Origin of the sequence: Curtobacterium sp. PsM8, assembly GCF_030433875.1 — a bacterium.
GTDB lineage: Bacteria > Actinomycetota > Actinomycetes > Actinomycetales > Microbacteriaceae > Curtobacterium.
Genome location: NZ_JARUXD010000071.1, coordinates 1 through 17,867 on the forward strand (window position 1 = coordinate 1; position 17,867 = coordinate 17,867).

The 17,867-nt window shown below is 71.6% G+C and carries 18 protein-coding genes; 4 read left to right on the forward strand and 14 right to left on the reverse strand.

The window, feature by feature from the left end:
- Positions 1–143 precede the first annotated feature (143 nt).
- Positions 144–1,127, reverse strand: coding sequence for a CU044_5270 family protein (locus tag QCD68_RS14295; RefSeq protein WP_301223501.1), 984 nt, complete (start codon positions 1,125–1,127; stop codon positions 144–146).
- Positions 1,124–1,705 (reverse strand): RNA polymerase sigma factor, encoded by a 582-nt coding sequence (locus tag QCD68_RS14300; RefSeq protein WP_301223502.1) that lies wholly within the window; start codon positions 1,703–1,705, stop codon positions 1,124–1,126. Before QCD68_RS14300 ends, QCD68_RS14295 begins: the two co-directional genes overlap by 4 nt.
- 495 nt (positions 1,706–2,200) lie before the next feature.
- Here QCD68_RS14300 and QCD68_RS14305 point away from each other — a divergent pair, with 495 nt between their 5' ends.
- On the forward strand, positions 2,201–2,620 hold the full coding sequence (locus tag QCD68_RS14305; RefSeq protein WP_301223503.1) for an arsenate reductase ArsC: 420 nt from the start codon (positions 2,201–2,203) through the stop codon (positions 2,618–2,620).
- 36 nt (positions 2,621–2,656) lie between these two features.
- On the opposite strand, the gene QCD68_RS14310 is transcribed toward QCD68_RS14305, so the two are convergent.
- The 3 genes from QCD68_RS14310 to QCD68_RS14320 all read right to left on the reverse strand — a co-directional run bounded on the left by QCD68_RS14310 (position 2,657) and on the right by QCD68_RS14320 (position 4,153).
- Positions 2,657–2,818 (reverse strand): hypothetical protein, encoded by a 162-nt coding sequence (locus QCD68_RS14310; protein ID WP_221849539.1) that lies wholly within the window; start codon positions 2,816–2,818, stop codon positions 2,657–2,659.
- A 115-nt stretch (positions 2,819–2,933) separates the two neighbouring features.
- On the reverse strand, positions 2,934–3,386 hold the full coding sequence (locus QCD68_RS14315) for an NUDIX hydrolase (RefSeq protein ID WP_301223504.1): 453 nt from the start codon (positions 3,384–3,386) through the stop codon (positions 2,934–2,936).
- Between the two features lie 5 nt (positions 3,387–3,391).
- The gene (locus tag QCD68_RS14320; RefSeq protein WP_301223505.1) at positions 3,392–4,153 is read right to left on the reverse strand and encodes an SDR family oxidoreductase; all 762 of its coding nucleotides are present in this window, start codon (positions 4,151–4,153) and stop codon (positions 3,392–3,394) included.
- Between the two features lie 195 nt (positions 4,154–4,348).
- Between QCD68_RS14320 and QCD68_RS14325 the strand changes: the two genes are divergently transcribed.
- Both QCD68_RS14325 and QCD68_RS14330 read left to right on the forward strand, forming a co-directional pair.
- Positions 4,349–4,822 (forward strand): NfeD family protein, encoded by a 474-nt coding sequence (locus tag QCD68_RS14325; protein ID WP_301223506.1) that lies wholly within the window; start codon positions 4,349–4,351, stop codon positions 4,820–4,822.
- Positions 4,819–5,982, forward strand: coding sequence for an SPFH domain-containing protein (locus QCD68_RS14330; RefSeq protein WP_301223507.1), 1,164 nt, complete (start codon positions 4,819–4,821; stop codon positions 5,980–5,982). The genes QCD68_RS14325 and QCD68_RS14330 overlap by 4 nt, the downstream gene beginning before the upstream one ends.
- A gap of 120 nt (positions 5,983–6,102) precedes the next feature.
- On the opposite strand, the gene QCD68_RS14335 is transcribed toward QCD68_RS14330, so the two are convergent.
- The 9 genes from QCD68_RS14335 to QCD68_RS14375 all read right to left on the reverse strand — a co-directional run bounded on the left by QCD68_RS14335 (position 6,103) and on the right by QCD68_RS14375 (position 16,441).
- Complete coding sequence (locus tag QCD68_RS14335) at positions 6,103–6,453, reverse strand: RNA polymerase-binding protein RbpA (protein ID WP_221849535.1); 351 nt, start codon at positions 6,451–6,453, stop codon at positions 6,103–6,105.
- Positions 6,454–6,575: 122 nt separating this feature from the next.
- Entirely contained in the window at positions 6,576–8,096 is a 1,521-nt protein-coding gene (gene lnt / locus QCD68_RS14340; protein ID WP_301223508.1) for an apolipoprotein N-acyltransferase, read from the reverse strand.
- Positions 8,097–8,182: 86 nt separating this feature from the next.
- Positions 8,183–10,618 (reverse strand): DEAD/DEAH box helicase, encoded by a 2,436-nt coding sequence (locus tag QCD68_RS14345; RefSeq protein ID WP_301223509.1) that lies wholly within the window; start codon positions 10,616–10,618, stop codon positions 8,183–8,185.
- Positions 10,615–11,367 carry a twin-arginine translocase subunit TatC gene (tatC, locus tag QCD68_RS14350; RefSeq protein WP_301223514.1) on the reverse strand — a complete coding sequence of 251 codons (753 nt, stop codon included), beginning with the start codon at positions 11,365–11,367 and terminating at the stop codon, positions 10,615–10,617. The genes QCD68_RS14345 and tatC overlap by 4 nt, the downstream gene beginning before the upstream one ends.
- Before the next feature lie 94 nt (positions 11,368–11,461).
- The gene (locus tag QCD68_RS14355) at positions 11,462–12,433 is read right to left on the reverse strand and encodes a helix-turn-helix transcriptional regulator (protein ID WP_301223510.1); all 972 of its coding nucleotides are present in this window, start codon (positions 12,431–12,433) and stop codon (positions 11,462–11,464) included.
- A complete protein-coding gene (locus QCD68_RS14360) occupies positions 12,426–13,508 on the reverse strand; it encodes a helix-turn-helix transcriptional regulator (protein ID WP_111073482.1) in 1,083 nt (360 codons plus the stop codon). The genes QCD68_RS14355 and QCD68_RS14360 overlap by 8 nt, the downstream gene beginning before the upstream one ends.
- A gap of 30 nt (positions 13,509–13,538) precedes the next feature.
- Positions 13,539–14,486, reverse strand: a complete 948-nt coding sequence (locus QCD68_RS14365) for an FKBP-type peptidyl-prolyl cis-trans isomerase (protein WP_301223511.1) — start codon at positions 14,484–14,486, stop codon at positions 13,539–13,541.
- Positions 14,487–14,528: 42 nt separating this feature from the next.
- Positions 14,529–15,671, reverse strand: a complete 1,143-nt coding sequence (locus QCD68_RS14370) for a tRNA (adenine-N1)-methyltransferase (protein WP_301223512.1) — start codon at positions 15,669–15,671, stop codon at positions 14,529–14,531.
- Positions 15,668–16,441, reverse strand: a complete 774-nt coding sequence (locus QCD68_RS14375; protein ID WP_301223513.1) for an HAD family hydrolase — start codon at positions 16,439–16,441, stop codon at positions 15,668–15,670. The genes QCD68_RS14370 and QCD68_RS14375 overlap by 4 nt, the downstream gene beginning before the upstream one ends.
- A 413-nt stretch (positions 16,442–16,854) precedes the next feature.
- Between QCD68_RS14375 and QCD68_RS14380 the strand changes: the two genes are divergently transcribed.
- Positions 16,855–17,787, forward strand: coding sequence for a proteasome assembly chaperone family protein (locus tag QCD68_RS14380; RefSeq protein ID WP_111073484.1), 933 nt, complete (start codon positions 16,855–16,857; stop codon positions 17,785–17,787).
- The last annotated feature ends 80 nt before the right edge of the window (positions 17,788–17,867 follow it).

Here is a 17,867-nt window from a genome sequence, read left to right on the forward strand (position 1 = left end):
CCACCTTTTTTTTTCCACCCATACCCCGCAACTCGACATTATTGGTTTGGTGGGGTGGGCTGGGAGTTGTTAATACCAGACCGCCGGTGGGGGGGCCGCCAGGGGCCTCCCGGCCGGTTCACTGGTCGCGTTCCGGCGTGCCCTCAGGGGGCGGAGTCAACGACCGTCGTCGTCACGGCGGTCGAGTCGAACACCGTGCCCTCGGGCAGCGTCGGGTTGCCGGACCCGACGAGCGTTCTGGTGCCGATGAAGTCCCCGGACTGCGGGTCGATGACGATCTCAGAGTGCTCGCCCTGGCGGGCCGCCTCGTCACGGCCGATGCCGATGCCCTTGCGCCCGTCGAGGGTCACCGTGTCGTGGGTGATCGTCGTGCCCGGGATCTTCGCGAGTACCTGGTACATCGCGCTCCGGAGGTCGGCCGGGACCATCCCGGTGCCCAGGTCGTCGGTGATCAGGGTGGTCATCACCTCCTCGTGGCTGGCCGAACCGGTCGCGTGGTCGGACACCCACCCGTAGAGCGCCGCCGGGTCGCGGGGCATCTCGGCGAGCTCTGCCGGGGTCCACGGCGTGCCGTAGAAGGCGCCGCCGGCCGCGTGCAGGGTCTCCACCGGGTACCCCTGCGGGTCACGGTTCCAGACCGACTCCGCCTCGGCCGCCTTCGCCGCCGGGAAGTACTGGGTCGGCTGTCCGGAGTCGCGGACGAGGGTCCACTGGGCCGACGGGTCAGCCGGCTGGTACACGGTGATCGAGTAGGGCACGAGCGCGGACATGTCCTCGGTGAAGAAGGCCTGGCTGGCCTCCTGCACCTCCACCTTGCGGAACTGGCCGGGGGCGACGACGGGGTCGCTCGTCCGGACCGTGACGTCGGCGGCACGCTGCAGCACCTCGGCTGCGGTCGCGGCCTGCGGTCCCGAGCCCACGATCGGCACCGAGTCCGAGGCCCCGGTGACGTTCCCGACGACGAGCACGGTGGCCGTGACCGTCACGGCGGCGACGGTGCCCAGCGCGCCGAAGGTCCAGCGCGATCGGGTCCGGCGCCGGGCGACGGTCTGCTCCAGGACCGCTCGGCGGATCGGTGTGATGGCGGCGTCGAGGGCAGCACCCTCGGGCGGCGGCATGGTGATCATGAGATGTTCTCCATCCCCTGCGCTGCGCGGTTCGTCCGGAGCCGGGCGCGGGATCGTTGGATGCGCTTGCGCGCGTTGACGGGGGAGAGGCCGAGCACGGCGGCGGCCTCGTCGTAGGTCCGGTCCTGCAGGAGGCAGAGCTCGCAGAGTTCCCGGTCGGGGGAGTCGAGCGCGGCGATCTCGTTCTGCACCCACCGCAGCTGCTGTGCGGCCTCGTCGTGCTCGACCTGCCGGTACCACGCGTCCGATGCGCCCGTGTGTTCGTCGATCTCGTCGATGCGGTGCGACCGGCGTTGGCGGTTCGTGTTCATCGCGATGTTCCGGGCGCTGGTGAGGAGCCAGGGGAGTGCGCTCGACCCGACGATCCGGATGTCCTTCCGACGGCGCCAGGCGACGAGGAACGTCTCCTGCACGATGTCGTCGACGTCCGACCGCTGGTCGGCGAGCCCCCAGGCGTACCGGAACACCGCGCGGCTGTGCCGGTCGAGCATCTCGGTGTACGCCTCGGCGTCACCGCGCCCGATCGACGTGATGAGTTCTGTGTCCGGGATCTCGCCCGGCCCCCTCGGTCTGTTCACGACCACCTCCGATCATGAGGTGTCGTCGACCGCCCCCGTGTGACAGATCCGTTCTGCTGTCGTCGGCCCGATCGTGCCACAGCGACGACGAGGGGAGCGCAGGGCCCGTCGAGGTGGTGGATCACCAGCGCTCAAATCCATCCGAGCTGACATAATATGCATTATCGGCGCACAGCTCGAGGCTGCCGGACCCCGCCCAGCACGGCCTGACGCTCCGGCGCGGCGGTTCACGACGGCTGCGCCCAACAGAAGCCTGCCGGAACCACGGGATGCCGCGGTTCGGACGAGCTTCTGTTGTGCGGCGCCCGCTACGGCTGCCGGACCCCGCCCAGCACGGCCTGACGCTCCGGCGTCCCGGTTCAGCACGGCTGCGCCCAACAGAAGCCTGCTGGAACCACGGGAAGCCGCGGTTCGGACGAGCGTCTGTTGTGCGGCGACCACCAGGAACGCGGCACGCGCCGACCGGGGCCGCCAACCGTCCGGCAAGATGGACGCATGAGCGACGCAGCAGTCCAGCCCGCCCGCCGTCCGGCCGTCCTGTTCGTCTGCGTGCACAACGCCGGCCGCTCGCAGATGGCGGCCGGGTTCCTCCGCGCGATCGCCGGTGACCGCGTCGACGTCTTCTCCGCCGGCTCCGAACCCGCCGACCAGGTGAACCAGGTCGCGGTGGCCGCCATGCAGGAGGTCGGCATCGACATCGTCGGCCGGACGCCGGAGGTCCTCACCACGGACGCCGTCCGGCACGCCGACGTCGTCGTGACGATGGGCTGCGGCGACGCCTGCCCGGTGTTCCCCGGCAAGCGCTACGAGGACTGGGAGCTCACCGACCCGGCAGGCCTGCCGCTCGAGGCCGTCCGCCCGATCCGCGACGACGTCCGCAGACGCGTCGAACGCCTGGTGTCGACACTCGTCTGAGTGCCGTCACCAGGCGTCCGGCGTGGTGTGCGAGCGTCAGTTCGACGAGTCGTCGGACGTCGTCGGGACGTCCGAGCTGTCGATCTCGAGCGCTGCGTGCTCCTCGCCCTGCTCGCCGACGGTGGACTGCTCCGTGTCGGGCTGCTCGGGCTCTGCCTGCGTGGTCTCTTCTGCCGGATCCGGCTGGCTGTACGTCATGGACGCGACGCTACGCCGACGACGGCGTGTCGCTCGCAGGGACGCCGGTACCGGCGGGACCACGGGTCGGACGGGAGGCGCGTGGCGGCCTGATACCGCGCCTCCCGGCCCGTGGTCAGTCGCGGTGGCGACGCACCAGGTCCGGCAGTTCCGCCGGCTCGAAGGGCTCGTCGGTGGCGTCGAGCTCATCCGCCGTCCACCAGCGCGAGGCGAGGATGTCGACCCGCTCGTCGTCGGTCCACTCGGCATCGGACAGGGCGAAGCCGGGCGTCCGGACCACGTAGAACTCGGCGTGCCCACGGTCGTGGTCGGCCTGGTCCCACTCGACGGCGAAGTCCCACGACCAGACCGGCTCGCCGGGTTCGTCGATGACGATGCCGGTCTCCTCGCGGAGTTCGCGGATCGCCGCGTCACGGTGCGACTCCCCCGGGTCCACGCCACCACCCGGCGTGATCCAGCGGTGCGCGCCGTCGGACGACGGGGCCTTCGTGTCCATGAGGAACACACGGCCGTCAGGGTCGAGCAGCAGGATCCGGGAGGTCCGGCGCAGGCCGGGTGCAGCGGTCACTTCGATCAGACCGTGAAGGAGCTGACGTCGCCGACGAGCTTGGTGTGGTCGGCGGGGATCGGCTCGACCGCGGCGAGGGCGATCTCGGCCGCGAACTCGGAGACGCTGTAGAGCTTGCCGACGGCGTCCCGACGGCCCTCGATCGCGCCGGGGTTCAGGCGGTTCAGCAGGGTCGCGGTGATGGTGCCCTCGATCATGTCGCCGGAGACGGTGACGAACTCGATGCCCGCCGCTTCGAGCTGGGGCAGGAGCTCGCGGAGGGCGAGTTCGCCGGCCCGCTTGCTCTTCGCGACCGGGACGTACTCGGGCATGGTCTCGGCGGTCTCGACGAAGTGGGCCTGGTGGCTCGTGACGAAGACGACCCGCGAGCCGGAGGGCATGTGCGGCACCGCGGTCTGGAGCATGTCGACCTGGGCGTCGCGGTTCAGGCGGAGCGCGTAGTCCTCGCCCATGCCGGACTCCATCCCGCCGGAGGCGTTGAGCACGAGCAGGTCGATGCCGCCCCACTCGGCGACGACCGCGTCGACCATGGCCTGCACGGAGTCGTGGTCGGTGAGGTCGGCCTGCAGGGCCAGGGCCGCTCCCCCGGCGGCGACGACCTTCTCGACGATCTGCTCGGCACGACGGGCCTTGTTGCGGTAGTTGACGACGACCTTCGCGCCGGCCTCGGCCAGGTACCCGACGGTGTCCGCTCCGATGCCGCGGGAGGAGCCGGTGACGAGGGCGCGCGTGCCGTCGAGGGATCCGGGGGCGAGGGGGCTGCTCACAGTGCTGTCTCCTGTCGTGGGGCGGCGCCGGTCCTGGTCGTCCCGGGCGGCATCGAGCCTAGCAAGCGTGCGCCCGCCACCACCCGAGCCGGTCGGTGCCACCTGCCGATCAGTGGTCGCTGATACGTTGGACGCAACAGGACCGGACATCGCGATGCTGCGAAGGCCGTGCGCGATGCAAGGGAGGGAGATCGCGTGAACGTCTCGGATTGGACCCAGGTGATCGTGTGGATCGCCCTGGTGCTCGTGTTGGGGGTGGTCGAGGTCTTCACCCTCGACTTCATCTTCCTCATGCTCGCGGCCGGCGCCGCCGGCGGGTTGATCGCCGCGTTGCTCGGCGCCCCGTGGTGGCTCAGCGCGATCATCGCCGCGGTGCTCGCACTGCTGCTGCTCGCCGTCGTACGTCCTCGTGTGCTGCAGGCGCTGAACCGCGGTGCCGACCCGCACCGCACCGGCGTCGAGGGACTGGTCGGCATGGCCGGCACGGTCGCCCTCGGGTTCACACCCTCCGCCCCCGGTCAGGTCCGCCTGGCCAACGGTGAGACCTGGAGCGCCCGGTTCGCTGCCGGCGCCGTCGACCGCACGCCGCCGCTCGGCACGCGCGTGGTCGTCGAGTCCATCGAAGGCTCCACCGCCGTCGTCCGCATCGAACAGAAGGCAGCCCAATGACGCTCTCCACCGGGACGGTCGTGCTCATCGTCCTGATCGTGGTCATCGTGATCTTCGTGATCACGGTCCTCGCGAAGGCCATCCGCATCGTCCCTCAGGCCACCGCCGGCGTGGTCGAACGACTCGGCAAGTACCACAAGACCCTCACTCCGGGGTTGAACCTGCTGGTGCCGTTCATCGACCGGCTCCGGCCGCTCATCGACATGCGTGAACAGGTCGTCTCGTTCCCGCCGCAGCCCGTCATCACCGAGGACAACCTGGTCGTCTCGATCGACACGGTCGTCTACTTCCAGGTCACCGACGCCCGCGCCGCCACCTACGAGATCGCGAACTACCTCGGCGCCGTCGAGCAGCTCACGACCACCACGCTCCGCAACGTCGTCGGTGGCCTGAACCTCGAAGAGGCACTGACCAGCCGCGACAACATCAACGGCCAGCTCCGTGTCGTCCTCGACGAAGCGACCGGCAAGTGGGGCATCCGTGTCGGCCGAGTCGAGCTGAAGGCCATCGAGCCGCCCGTGTCGATCGTCGACGCGATGGAGCAGCAGCTGCGCGCCGAGCGGAACCGTCGTGCGGCGATCCTGCAGGCCGAGGGCACGAAGCAGTCCCAGATCCTCGAGGCCGAGGGCCAGCGACAGGCCGCGATCCTCGGTGCCGAGGGTGACGCGAAGGCCCAGGTCCTCAGGGCCGAGGGTGAAGCGCAGGCCATCGCGACCGTGTTCGACGCCATCCACCAGGGCGACCCGGACGAGAAGCTGCTGTCCTACCAGTACCTGCAGATGCTCCCGAAGATCGCCGAGGGCAACTCGAACAAGCTCTGGATGATCCCGAGCGAGTTCACCGAGGCGCTGTCCGGCATCGCGAAGGGCTTCAGCGCCCAGCGGACCGGTTCCGGTGGGTCGGCGGCCGGTGGCGCTGCCGGAACGGACTTCCTGTCGCGGATCTCGAAGCTCGCCGACGAGAGCCTCGCCAACACCCAGGCACGGGACGGTGCCGGACGCTCCGGCTCCCCCGCGGCCGACGCCTCCGTCGCGGACATCGTGCCGCCGTCGGAGCTCGACGACCGCCTGGCCCAGTCGGACCGCAGCATGGACGAACGGCTCGCGGCTGCCGAGAGCGAAGCCGACGCTGCGTTCGGCACGGATCCCGCGCGCGACTGAACCGACTGACGTCGCACACGACGACGGCCCGCTCCCCTGCTGGGGAGCGGGCCGTTCTCGTCTGGTCCGGTCCGGCTCGTCTGGTCCGGTGCGGCTCGGCGCCGCGACGGGGCAGGGCGGCTAGGCGCCGCGACGGGCCCGGAGGATCTGGAGACGTTCCTCCAGCAGCTCCTCGAGCTCTTCCCGAGAGCGCCGCTCGAGCAGCATGTCCCAGTGGGTGCGCGGTGCCTTGACGTCCTCGGCAGCGATCTCGACGGGCTTGCCGTCCTCACCGAGGAGACGCCCCTCCCAACCGCTCCGTGGGTCCGACCACACCTGCGGGACCTCGGCGTCGGCGGAGAACACCACGTCGAAGGTCTCGCCCGATGCCGCCTGGTAGACGGCGCGCTTCCGCTCGGAGAGCTCGACACCGTCCTCGCTCTGGAGGCTCTGGCTCCCGAGCCGCATGCCTCGGAGACTCCGATCAGCCATGTCCGACTCCTCTCGCTCGTTCCCCCGGTCCAACCCACACCACCCGGGTTTCGTTCCGGTGGGGCCGCATTCACAGTCCCTTCCCAGTGCGCGGGGTCCGATCGGCTCCCCGCGGGACGACCTCAGCGGTGCCGTCGACGCCAGGGAGCGCAGGCCAGCAGCACGAGCAGCCCGCCGAGCGACAGCACCAGGGTGACGTCCCCGGAGGCCACGGTGGCGGGGGTCGTCGACGTGCCGAGCGGGACGTCGGTCACCATCGAGGTCGCCGTGTACGCGGGCACCCGGTCGATGGTGCGACCGTCCGGGTCGATCACCTGGGACGCCCCGACGGTGGAGATGTTGACGAGCGAGCGTCCGGTCTCGACCGCCCGCATCCGCGCGATCTCGAGCTGCTGCAGGTTCTCGTCGGTGCCGTCGAAGTCCGCGTTGTTCGTCTGCGCCAGGATCACCTGCGCTCCCCCACGGGCCAGGTCGGCGGTCAGCCCGTCGTCGACGACGTCGAAGCAGATCATCACGCCCGCCCGGATGCCCGCGACCGGCAGCACGTTCGGCTTCGTCCCCGGCGTGTAGTCGCGCTGCAGCAGACCGATCAGCGACGGCGCGAGCTTCGAGTAGAACCAGCGGTCCGGCACGTACTCACCGAACGGCACCGGGCGCTTCTTGTCGTAGGAAGCCTGCCAGCCGTCCGCACCCCAGACGAACGAGGTGTTGTGCAGCACGCCCGACGAGGTCTGCGTCACGGCTCCGGCGACGATGGGCGCGCCGACGCTCTGCACGACCGCGTCGAGCGCTCCGGCGATGACCGGCTCACGGCGTGGGTCGTACTCGGCGCCCGCCTCGGGCCAGACGACCAGGTCGACCCCGCGGGCGTCGACGTCGGTCGCGGCGACCTGGGAGCGCAGGACGTCGCCCGGCTGTGCCCGGTCGAAGTACCCCGCCGGACCGTTGCCCTGCACGGACTCGATGCGGACGGTGCCGTGGACCGCGGTCGGCCACGTGGGCACGGCGAGCACCGCGGACACCAGCAGGCCGGCGGTCGCGATGCGCATCGGCAGCCGGACACCGCCGACCAGCCCGAGCGACACCACCACGGCGACGCAGTACACGACGACGAAGCTCAGCCCGAGCACGCCGACGTACGCGGCGAGGTGCGTGAAGGGACCCTGCGACTGCGACAGGCCCACCCGGCCCCAGGCGAACCCGCCGTACGGCCAGCTGCCGGAGAACCACTCGCGTCCGGTCCACAGCGCGGCCACCACGGCCGGGAGGCCCCACACCCGCCCGGCGGTCGAGGTCACCACCCGCGGGACCCACCGGTAGGCCAGTGCGATCGCGACCGTGCCGAGGGCGAAGAGGGCCGCCTCGAGCAACGCCAGCGCGAACCACGGCACCGGGCCGAGGTACCGCCCGGCCCAGGAGATCGCCGGCACCCAGAACACGGCACCGGCGAGCAGGCCGAGCCAGGACGCCCGACGGGCACGCTGCCCCATCGCCGCGAGCAGCAGGCACGCAACGGCGGGGTAGGCCAGGAACCACCAGCCCGGCGACGGGAACGACAGGGCGAAGAGCAGGCCACCGATCACCGAGAGGGGCACCGACTGTCCGAGCGGCAGCGCGGCGAAGACGGATGCCGAACCCGGCACGTCCGGCGTCGACGGCCCGTGCGCATGCCGGACGCCCGCCCGCGCCGGGCGCGCGGCTGTCCCGAGGACCGTCACCGGGCCTCCCGTCAGACCGTCGCGTACGCGACGATGCCGCGGCGGACCGCGTCGGTGGCACGACGCGCGACCTGCGCCAGGTCGGGGTCGCCGGCGTTGCGGATCTGGTCGAGGAGGTCGATGACCTGCTTCGACCAGCGGACGAAGTCACCGGCGGCCAGGTCGAGCGAGCGCAGCACGTCGTCGAGCGGTGAGCCGGACGCCCAGCGGAACATGCCGAGCGCGATGGCCGGGGTCGGCGGCTCGGAGCCCGCGAGTCGGGCGTCCCGCTCGACGTCGTCCAGGCGCGACCAGATCGTCAGCGTCTCGTCGAGAGCCGGACGGAACGCGCCGCGCGGGACGGCGTGCTCGGTGCCGGGCGCGTCCTCACGACGCGGCTGGTAGACGATCGTCGCGGCCATGCCGGCCAGCTGCGCGGGCGTGAGGTCCTTCCAGACCCCGGCCTCCAGGCACTCGGCGACCAGCAGGTCGCGGTCGCCGTAGATGCGCTGCAGACGCCGACCACCGGCGGCCACCGTGACGTCGCCCTGCGCGTCCTGCACCAGGTACCCGAGCGCCAGCAGCACGTCGGTGACGCGGTCGAACGTCGTCGCGACGGCACCCGTGCGCGAGCGGATCTGCTGCACGAGCTTGTCGTTGGTGCGCTTGAGCTTGTACCAGCGCTCGGCCCAGCGGGCGTGTGCCTCGCGGTCCGGGCAGGCGTGGCAGGGGTGGCGCTGGAGCTGGCGTCTGACCTCGCTGATCGCGGCCTGACGTTCCTGACGGGCACCGTGCGACGCCTCACGACCACCGGGGACGTTCGTGCGCTCGAGGTCCGACAGCTGACGGCGGAGCGCCGCGTACTCGGTGAAGTCGCCGAGGTGGCACTGCATGGCGTCCTGGTACCCGTCGAGCGACTCCTGCTGCGAGCGGACCTTGCGTGCCAGGTCGACGACCGACCGGTCCGCCTGGAACTGCGCGAACGAGGTCTCGAGGACCTCACGCGTTCGGTCACGACCGAACTGCTCGATGAGGTTGACGGCCATGTTGTAGGTCGGCTTGAACGACGAGTTGAGCGGGTACGTCCGACGGCTCGCCAGCGAGGCCACAGCCTGGGGCTCGAGGCCGTCCGTCCACTGCACGACCGAGTGGCCCTCGACGTCGATGCCACGGCGACCGGCGCGGCCGGTGAGCTGGGTGTACTCCCCCGGCGTGATCGGCACCCGGGCCTCGCCGTTGAACTTCTCGAGCTTCTCGAGCACGACCGTGCGCGCCGGCATGTTCACGCCGAGCGCCAGGGTCTCGGTGGCGAACACGACCTTGACGAGCTTGCGCTGGAACAGGTCCTCGACCACCTCCTTGAAGGCGGGCAGCAGGCCGGCGTGGTGGGCGGCGACGCCGCGTTCGAGGCCCTCGAGCCACTCCCAGTAGCCGAGCACGGCCAGGTCTTCGTCGAGCAGCGTGCGGCAGTGGTACTCGGCCGTCTCGCGGATCTCCCGACGCTCGTCGGCCGTCGTCAGGGACAGCCCGGAGCGCACGACGTGCCGGACGCCCTGGTCGCAGCCGTTGCGGCTGAACACGAAGAAGATCGCCGGCAGCAGCATGCGCTCGTCGAGCATCTTCGCGATCTGCTCGCGGTGCGCCTTCTCGGTGCGCGGACCGCGACGCTCGGGGAACCCGCCGCGCCCGCGTCGGCCGCGGGGACCGCCGGACCCCCGGGAGGCACTGCCCACCAGACGGAGCAGCTCCGGGTTGACCCGGTTGGTCGCCGCAGCACCCGACGAGTCGAACAGGTCGACCATCTTGTTGCCGACGAGGACGTGCTGGTCGAGCGGCACCGGACGGTCCTCGGACACGATGACGTCGGTGTCGCCGCGGACCGTCTGGAGCCAGTCGCCGAACTCCTCGGCGTTGCTGACCGTGGCGGACAGGGACACCAGCCGGACCTCGGTCGGCAGGTGCAGGATGACCTCTTCCCAGACCGCCCCGCGGAACCGGTCGGCCAGGTAGTGCACCTCGTCGAGGACGACCCAGGCCAGGTCGTCGAGCAGGTCCGAGTCGGCGTAGATCATGTTCCGCAGGACCTCGGTCGTCATCACGACGACGCGGGCCCGCGGGTTGACGTTCGTGTCGCCGGTGAGCAGCCCGACCTCGGTCTCGCCGTAGGCCTGCACGAGCTCGGCGTACTTCTGGTTGCTCAGCGCCTTCATCGGCGTCGTGTAGAACACCTTCGCGGTCGGCTGCCGCATCGCCAGCCAGATCGCGAACTCGGCGATGATCGTCTTGCCGGCACCGGTCGGTGCGGCCACCAGGACGCTCCGGCCCTGGTCGACGGAGTCGCAGGCCGCGAACTGGAACGGGTCGAGATCGAAGCGCAGGTCGGTCCGGAACAGCTCGAGGTTCCGCGAGCGTGAGCGGACCTTCGCGGCGGCGAACCGCTCGGCGGGGCTGAGGCTCGTCTCGGTCACAGGCCGTACTCCTCGTCGAGCTTGGCCTGACGCTTCGCCAGGCGGCGGTCGTGGATCCACGTGACCAGGCAGGCAGCGAAGTACAGCACGACCATCGGGATCGCCAGGATGAACATCGACAGGATGTCTGCCGACGGGGTCACGAGTGCGGTGAAGACGAGGATGAGCACGATCGCCACACGCCAGGAGCGGATGATCGCCGCCGCCGACAGCACGCCGACGAAGTTCAGCAGCACCAGGAACACCGGCAGCACGAACGCGATGCCGACCGCGACGATGAGCTTGATGACGAAGTCGTAGTAGGCCTTCGCGTCGACGATCGAGGTGTCCTGGGCGGAGACGAAGCTGCCGAGGATCCCCACAACGTGCGGCAGGACGTACCAGCCGAAGGCGCACCCGGCGAAGAACAGCGGGATCGCAGTGCCGAGGAAGCCCCAGACGTACTGCTTCTCACGCCGGACCAGGGCCGGGACGATGAACGCCCAGATCTGGTACAGCCACACCGGGCTGGCGATGACGACACCGATCGTGATCGCGATCTGCAACCGCAGGTCGAACGCACCGGTGATCATCGGGAAGTTGAGCTCGGCCGTGTGACCGCCGACCCGGGCGAGCTGCGTCACCGGGGACCGGAGCGAATCGAGCACGAACGGCGTGAGGAACCAGCCGCCGACCGCGCCGACGAGGACCGCGATGACCGCCTTGAACAGACGGTTGCGCAGCTCGATCAGGTGCTGACCGAGGGACATGCGGCCTTCGGGCTCCTGGGGACGGCGCCCTTGCCGCTTCCCTCGCCCGCTCGCGGTCGTCGAAGCCATGCCCCGATCCTACGGCAGCGCTCCGTCAGTGGATGTCGAGCGCGGCCGCGGCGAAGTCGTGCACGGCCTGGCGGGCCGCCGGCGGGTCGAGCACCACGGCCCGGCCCGGCAGCCCGGCCACCAGGCGCACGACCCCGTCGAACCCGGCGGACGCGGCGAGTCGGATGCGCACCCGTCCGCCGTCGTCGGGGGCGTCCGCGGTGTCGGCCAGGAAGTCGGCGACCAGCGGCAGTGACGAGCCGTCGAGCTCCACGGTCACGATGACGTCCTGGGCGCTCTGCTGGAACAGCGTGTCCGGCAGCACGACGTCGTCGAGGGTGCGTTCCGCGGGCCGGTCGTCGACGTGCACGCCGGACATCCGGTCGAGTCGGAACGTCCGGACGGCGGCGCGGTCGAGGTCCCAGGCGCGGAGGTACCAGTCCGCGTCGATCGACTCCACCCGCAGCGGGTCGACCCGGCGGGTGCTGCCCTGCGTCCGCGGGCCGGCGTACTCGAACCGCAGCCCGCGGCGGCCGGACATGGCCTCTCGGATGACGGTCAGGGCGGCATCGTGCAAGTCCTGGCCGACGGCGACGTTGCCCGAGGCGCCACCGGCACCGCGGGACAGCTTCGCCATCAGGGCGCGGATCGCGTCCTTGTCGGCGGCCTCGGGCAGCGCCGACAGGTACTGCAGGCCGGCGATGAGCGCCGAGGCCTCGCGGGCGGACAGCCGCGGGGCGTCGTCGATCGCCACGAGGTTCGTCAGGACGATCATGTCGTTCTGGTCGAAGTCGTCCCAGGCGATGTCGAACAGGTCGCCGTGCTGGTACTGCATGGTCTCGCCGGGGACACCGGAGACCGCGATCAGCTCGACGGCCCGACGGATCCGGGACTCCGGGACGCCGAAGTGCCGGGCGGCCTCGGACACCGAGACGCGCTCCCGGTCGATCAGGTACGGCACCAGGGCCAGCAGGAAGGCGAGCTTGTCCTGCGCCTGCAGCGGTTGCGCGTCAGCCATGCGTCGCTCCGTCGTTCCCCGTGGTCTCGTCCGCGGCACCGAGGTCGGGCGCACCGGTGTGGTCCTCGACGAGCACCCGGAGCCGGTCGACCACTCGCTGCCGCAGGTCCTCGGGCTCGACGACGCGGACCTCGGGCCCGAAGGCGGCCAGTTCCTCGGCCAGGATCTGCGGGTCGACGTGGTGTATCACGAGTTCGCCCTCGGTCGTCGAGGTCGTGTCCCGGCGGCGGGTGAGTCGGCGCTCGGCGTCGGAGCCCGGGCCGACGTGCACCGTCGCGGTGCGCTCCGCCCAGACGCGGTCGAGCCCGGCCAGTGCCCGCTCCCCCGCGTCGGCGGGAGCCGGGTGCTGCCCGACCTCGTACTGGGTCACCGGACCGACGATCCGGGCGAGCAGGTAGTTCTTCTCGGAGTCGGTCGCGAACTCGTGCGCCGCGAGCATCCACCGGCCACCGTGCTGCACGAGCGCCAGCGGGGCGAGTTCGCGGACCCGGGCCTCGTGGTGCCCGGGCGTGATGTACGAGAACCGGACGGCGGCCGCACGGTCGAGGGCCGAGCGCAGCGGCTCGAAGGCCGCGTCGCGGGTGCGCAGACGTGGTGCGTAGGCGCCGATGGCGGCGGCACCGTCGCCCGCGTCGTGGTCCGACCCGTCGTCGTCCGAGCCGGCCGAGCGGACCTTGAGCAGCCCGCGGCGGGAGTCCGCGGAGAGCGCACCCTCACGCCACGCCATCGCAGCGAGGGAGAGCAGTGCGGACTCGTCCGGGGTGAACCGGACGTCGAGCGGCAGGTCGTACTCACCCTTCGGGATCCGGTAGCGCAGCGTCTGGTTGTTGCCGGCGGCGCCCGGCGTCTCGATGGTCTCGAGCGGGATGCCGAGTTCGCGGACGTCGTCCTTGTCCCGCTCGAACTGACGCTCGAGCGAGGCGTTGTCCCCGCCGGTGCTGTAGCGCTGTCGGTAGCCCTGGACGTTCGCCAGGATCTCGGACTTCGTCAGCCCGGACTCCGTCGACAGGAGCGCCAGGACCAGGCTGAACAGCCGTTCCTCAGCGGGCACACGGGGAGCACGAGTGGTGGGCACGTGCCGATCCTACGCAGCCTGCGGTGCGCGTCAGCGCGGCATCACGCCGAGCACGTCGATGACGTACGCGGACGCGGACGCGGACCCGGACGCGGCACCCTGCTCGTGGTCGATCGCCAGGACCTGGTCGCCGACGTGACGGCCGAGGAGCGCCTTCCGGATGCCCTCGGCGATCTGGCCCTTCGCCAGCGGCAACGGCTGCGCGCCGGAGCCGTCGGTCCAGCTGGAGCCCACGACGGCCGAGTCGGCCGTGCTGCTGCCCCACGAGACGGCGGTGTACTTGACGACGACCGTGTCCTTCGCGGTGAGCGTCGCACCGTCGCCCTTGCGGAGCAGGTGCTGCACGTTCTCCTTCGGCGCCGACCACGAGGGGATCGTGATGCCGGGCGCGCCGTTCGGAGCGAGCACGACGGCGGGCATGCCGTCACCGGCGAGCTGCGGCGTCCCGCTGGCGCGTGCGTCGAAGGCGCGCTTGACGTCGATGACGAAGACGGCGGAGTCCTCGGCCTTCGACGCCGTGGACCCCGAGTCGGCGGTGGCGGCGGTGCCGGAGAGTGCCGACTTCGGCATCACCACGGCGAGACGGTCGCCGACGCGCGAGCACTCGAGCGCCTTGCCGAGCGCGCCGCCGTTGGTCGAACCGGCCGTCAGCGGGGCGGTGCTGCCGGTGTAGCCGGTGGTCTGCGCGACCGCTCCGGTGGCACCGTCGACGAGCGTGTACTCGAGCAGTACGGGCGTGCCGTCACCGATCGTGCGGCCGTCGCCCTGGCGGAGGACCGAGACCTGGGTCCCGCGGACGGTGAGACCGGCGGGCACGTTGACCTTCGGCTCCGAACCGAAGGCGCCCTTCGCCGTCACGGACTCGGACGCGGCGCCGGAGGGGGCGCACGTGCCGGCAGTTCCGGCCCCGGGCGTGGCGCACGCGGTCAGCGACGCGAGGAGTCCGATGGTGACGACGAGTGCGGGGATGGCGCGCACGGATCCTCTTTCCGGTCGATGCAGGACGGGCACGGGGGAAGCCTACCGGTCGCCGTCGGAGGGGTCGGACGCCGCCGAGGCCGCTTCGGCAGCTGCGACCTTCCGGGCCTGGGCAGCCGCCTGGCGGGCGACCTTCCGGAGCTTCTTGTCGCTGGCCCCGCGCTCGCCGACCGCGCCGGGCGTCCAGGCCTCGACGTCCTCGTCGGAGAACTCGGCCTTGCCGGCACGACGCTTGAGGTTCGGCAGGACGACCCCGTCCGCCAGACGACGGGCGGTGATCAGGAACCCCGTGTGCGCCACCATCCGGTGGTCCGGACGGACCGCCAGTCCCTCGACGTGCCAGGTGCGCACCAGGGTCTCGCTGGACTGCGGGTCGGTGAAGCGTCCGGTGTCGCGGAGCGCCTCGGCGGTGCGGGACAGCTGCGTCACGGTGGCGACGTAGCAGACGATGAGGCCGCCGGGAGCGAGCGCGTCCGCCGCCTCGTCGACGCACTCCCACGGCGCGAGCATGTCGAGCACGACACGGTCGATGCTCTGCGGCTCGACGGCCTCGGGCAGTTCCTCGACCAGGTCGCCCACGGTGACGGACCAGTTGTCGGGGACGGCGCCGAGGAAGGTGCCGACGTTGCCCCGGGCGATCGCGGCGAACTCCTCGCGGCGCTCGAAGGACTGCAGGCTGCCGGTCGGGCCGATGGCGCGGAGGAGCCAGAGCGACAGGGCACCCGAGCCGACGCCGGCCTCGACCACACGGGCGCCCGGGAAGACGTCCGCGAAGGCCACGATCTGGGCCGCGTCCTTCGGGTAGACGATCGCGGCACCGCGGGGCATCGACATCACGTAGTCGTTCAGCAGCGGGCGGAGCGCCAGGTACTCGTCGCCGGTGCTGGCACGGATGACCGAACCGTCCGGCTGCCCGATGACGTCGTCGTGGGCGAGCATGCCGCGGTGCGTGTGGTAGACCACGCCGGGCTCGAGCGACAGCGTCGTGAGCTTGCCCTTGGGGCCGGTGAGCTGCACCCGGTCGCCGGCGCGGAACGGCCCGCGGGGCGGGGTGTGCGGGGCGCCGCCGGCGGTGTGCGGCAGCTCGACCTCCGCAGCGGAGACGATGTCGTCGTGCGCGCCGGCGTCCGGCGCTCCGGCGTCGTGCGCACCGGCATCCGGCGTCGTGGTGGTGTCGTCGCTCATCGCGCGTCCCCTTCGGTGACGGGGGCCGACGTCGGGTCGGAGGCCGGGCCTCCCTGGCGTTCGGCGGCACGCGCGGTGAGCGCCGGACCGGTGAGTTCGAGCAGGCGGTCGACGTCGACGCCGCTGAGGGTGGTGAGGTGCACGTCGCCGGCGCCCTCGGCGATCGGCACGATGTGCTCGACCGCGACGGTGACCGCACCCGAGGCGCGGGCCGAGGCGACACCGGTGGCGGAGTCCTCGATCGCGATGCAGGCGGTGGGTTCGACGCCGAGCTGTGCGGCGGCGGCCAGGTAGGCGTCCGGGTGCGGCTTCGGACGGTCCACGTCGTCGCCAGCCACGACGACCCGGAAGCCGCGGGCGCCGAACGCCTCTGCCGTCACGAGCGCCATCGTCCGCCGGGACATCGTCACGAGCGCGGTCGGGACCCCGCGGTCGTGCAGTTCCTCGACGAGTTCACGGGCGCCGGGACGCCAGGGCAGGTCGTCACCGTGCAGCCGTTCGACCACGTAGTCGGTCATCCACTGGACGATCTCCTCGACCTCCATGTCGACGCCCTTGTCGCGGAGGATCTCCCCCGAGCGCTCCAGTCCGCTGCCGACCAGGGACAGACCGTCCTGGTGGGTCCACTCGGCGCCGTACCGGGCGGTGAGCACGACCTGCGACTCCTGCCAGATCGGCTCGGTGTCGATGATCGTGCCGTCCATGTCCCACAGCACGGCATCGGGCAGCACGCTCGTGGGCTGGGCGGGGGCAGGGGGTTGCGCGGTCACGGGCGACGAGTCTACCGGCGACGCCGTCCGGGGCGGTCCGGTGCTGCTCGCGGCGCCGGCGAGCGGTCAGGACACCCCGCTCACCTCCGCCGAGTGGTCACGGACCGTCGCTCTGGAGGCCCGTACCCGACCGGACGTGACCAGTCGCCGCCGCCGGGCGGGCGCGTCGGACACCCCGGCGACGGCAGGTCGTGACCGGTCGCCGCCGCCGGGCGGGCGCGTCGGACACCCCCGGTACCCGACCGGACGTGACCGGTCACCTCCGACGGGCGGGCGCGTCCGACACCCCGGCGACGGCGGCACAGCACGTGGAGGGCGGCAGGCCGACGGCGGGACTATCGTGGATGCCTGATCGTGTCCGGTCGGCGCGCGCGCGAGCGCGGCGGACCACTCCACCACCAGGAGGCCCTGCCGTGCCACAGCACTCCCCCTTCAGCGACGGACGGCTCCTCGTCGTCGCGTTCGAAGGCTGGAACGACGCGGGAGAGGCCGCGAGCGGTCTCGCCCGCCGCATCGTCGACGCGCTCGAACTCTCCGAGCTGCGGGAGATCGACGGCGAACGCTACGTCGACTACCAGTTCAACCGGCCCGAGGTCGGCTTCGACGACGAGGGCGAACGCGGCGTGCAGTGGCCCCGGATCGTCCTGCACGGGCCGAGTGCCGAGGGTCGCCCGGTGATCGGTGCGACCGGCGCCCCGACCGAGCGCGACGTCTTCGTCCTGGTCGGCCCCGAGCCTTCCCGCACGTGGCGCGGCTTCTGTGCCGAGGTCATCGACCTGGCCGACGTCTACTCGATCGACGCCGTGGTGTTCGTGGGCGCGATGCTCGCCGACGTGCCGCACACCCGCCCGATCTCGGTGTTCGTGTCGAGCGAGAACGCGACCGTCCGTGCCGCGTTCGACGTGGACAAGTCGACGTACGAGGGCCCGACCGGCATCCTCGGGGTCCTCGCCGACTCGATGGACAAGGCCGGACTCACGACCCTGTCGCTCTGGGCGTCGGTGCCGCACTACGTGCACAACGCCCCGTCGCCGAAGGCCACCCTGTCGCTCCTCGACAAGATGGAGGAGCTGACCGACGTCACCGTCCCGCGCGGCACCCTGCTCGACGACGCCGCGCAGTGGGAGGAGGGCATCGACGCCCTCGCCTCGGACGACGAGGACATGGCCTCGTACATCGGGCAGCTCGAACAGGCGCGGGACACCGTCGACTCCCCCGAGGCGTCCGGCGACGCGATCGCGCAGGAGTTCGAGCAGTACCTCCGGCGTCGCGAGCACAAGGACGGCAAGGACGGCAACGGCGCGGCCGGCGAAGGACCCTGGCGTCCGCCGCAGCCGCCGCAGTAGGCGTGAGCCGCGTCGGGGACGCGAGCCGCACCACCACGAGCACCTGACGGACGGGAGGCCCGGGACCAGCTGGTCCCGGG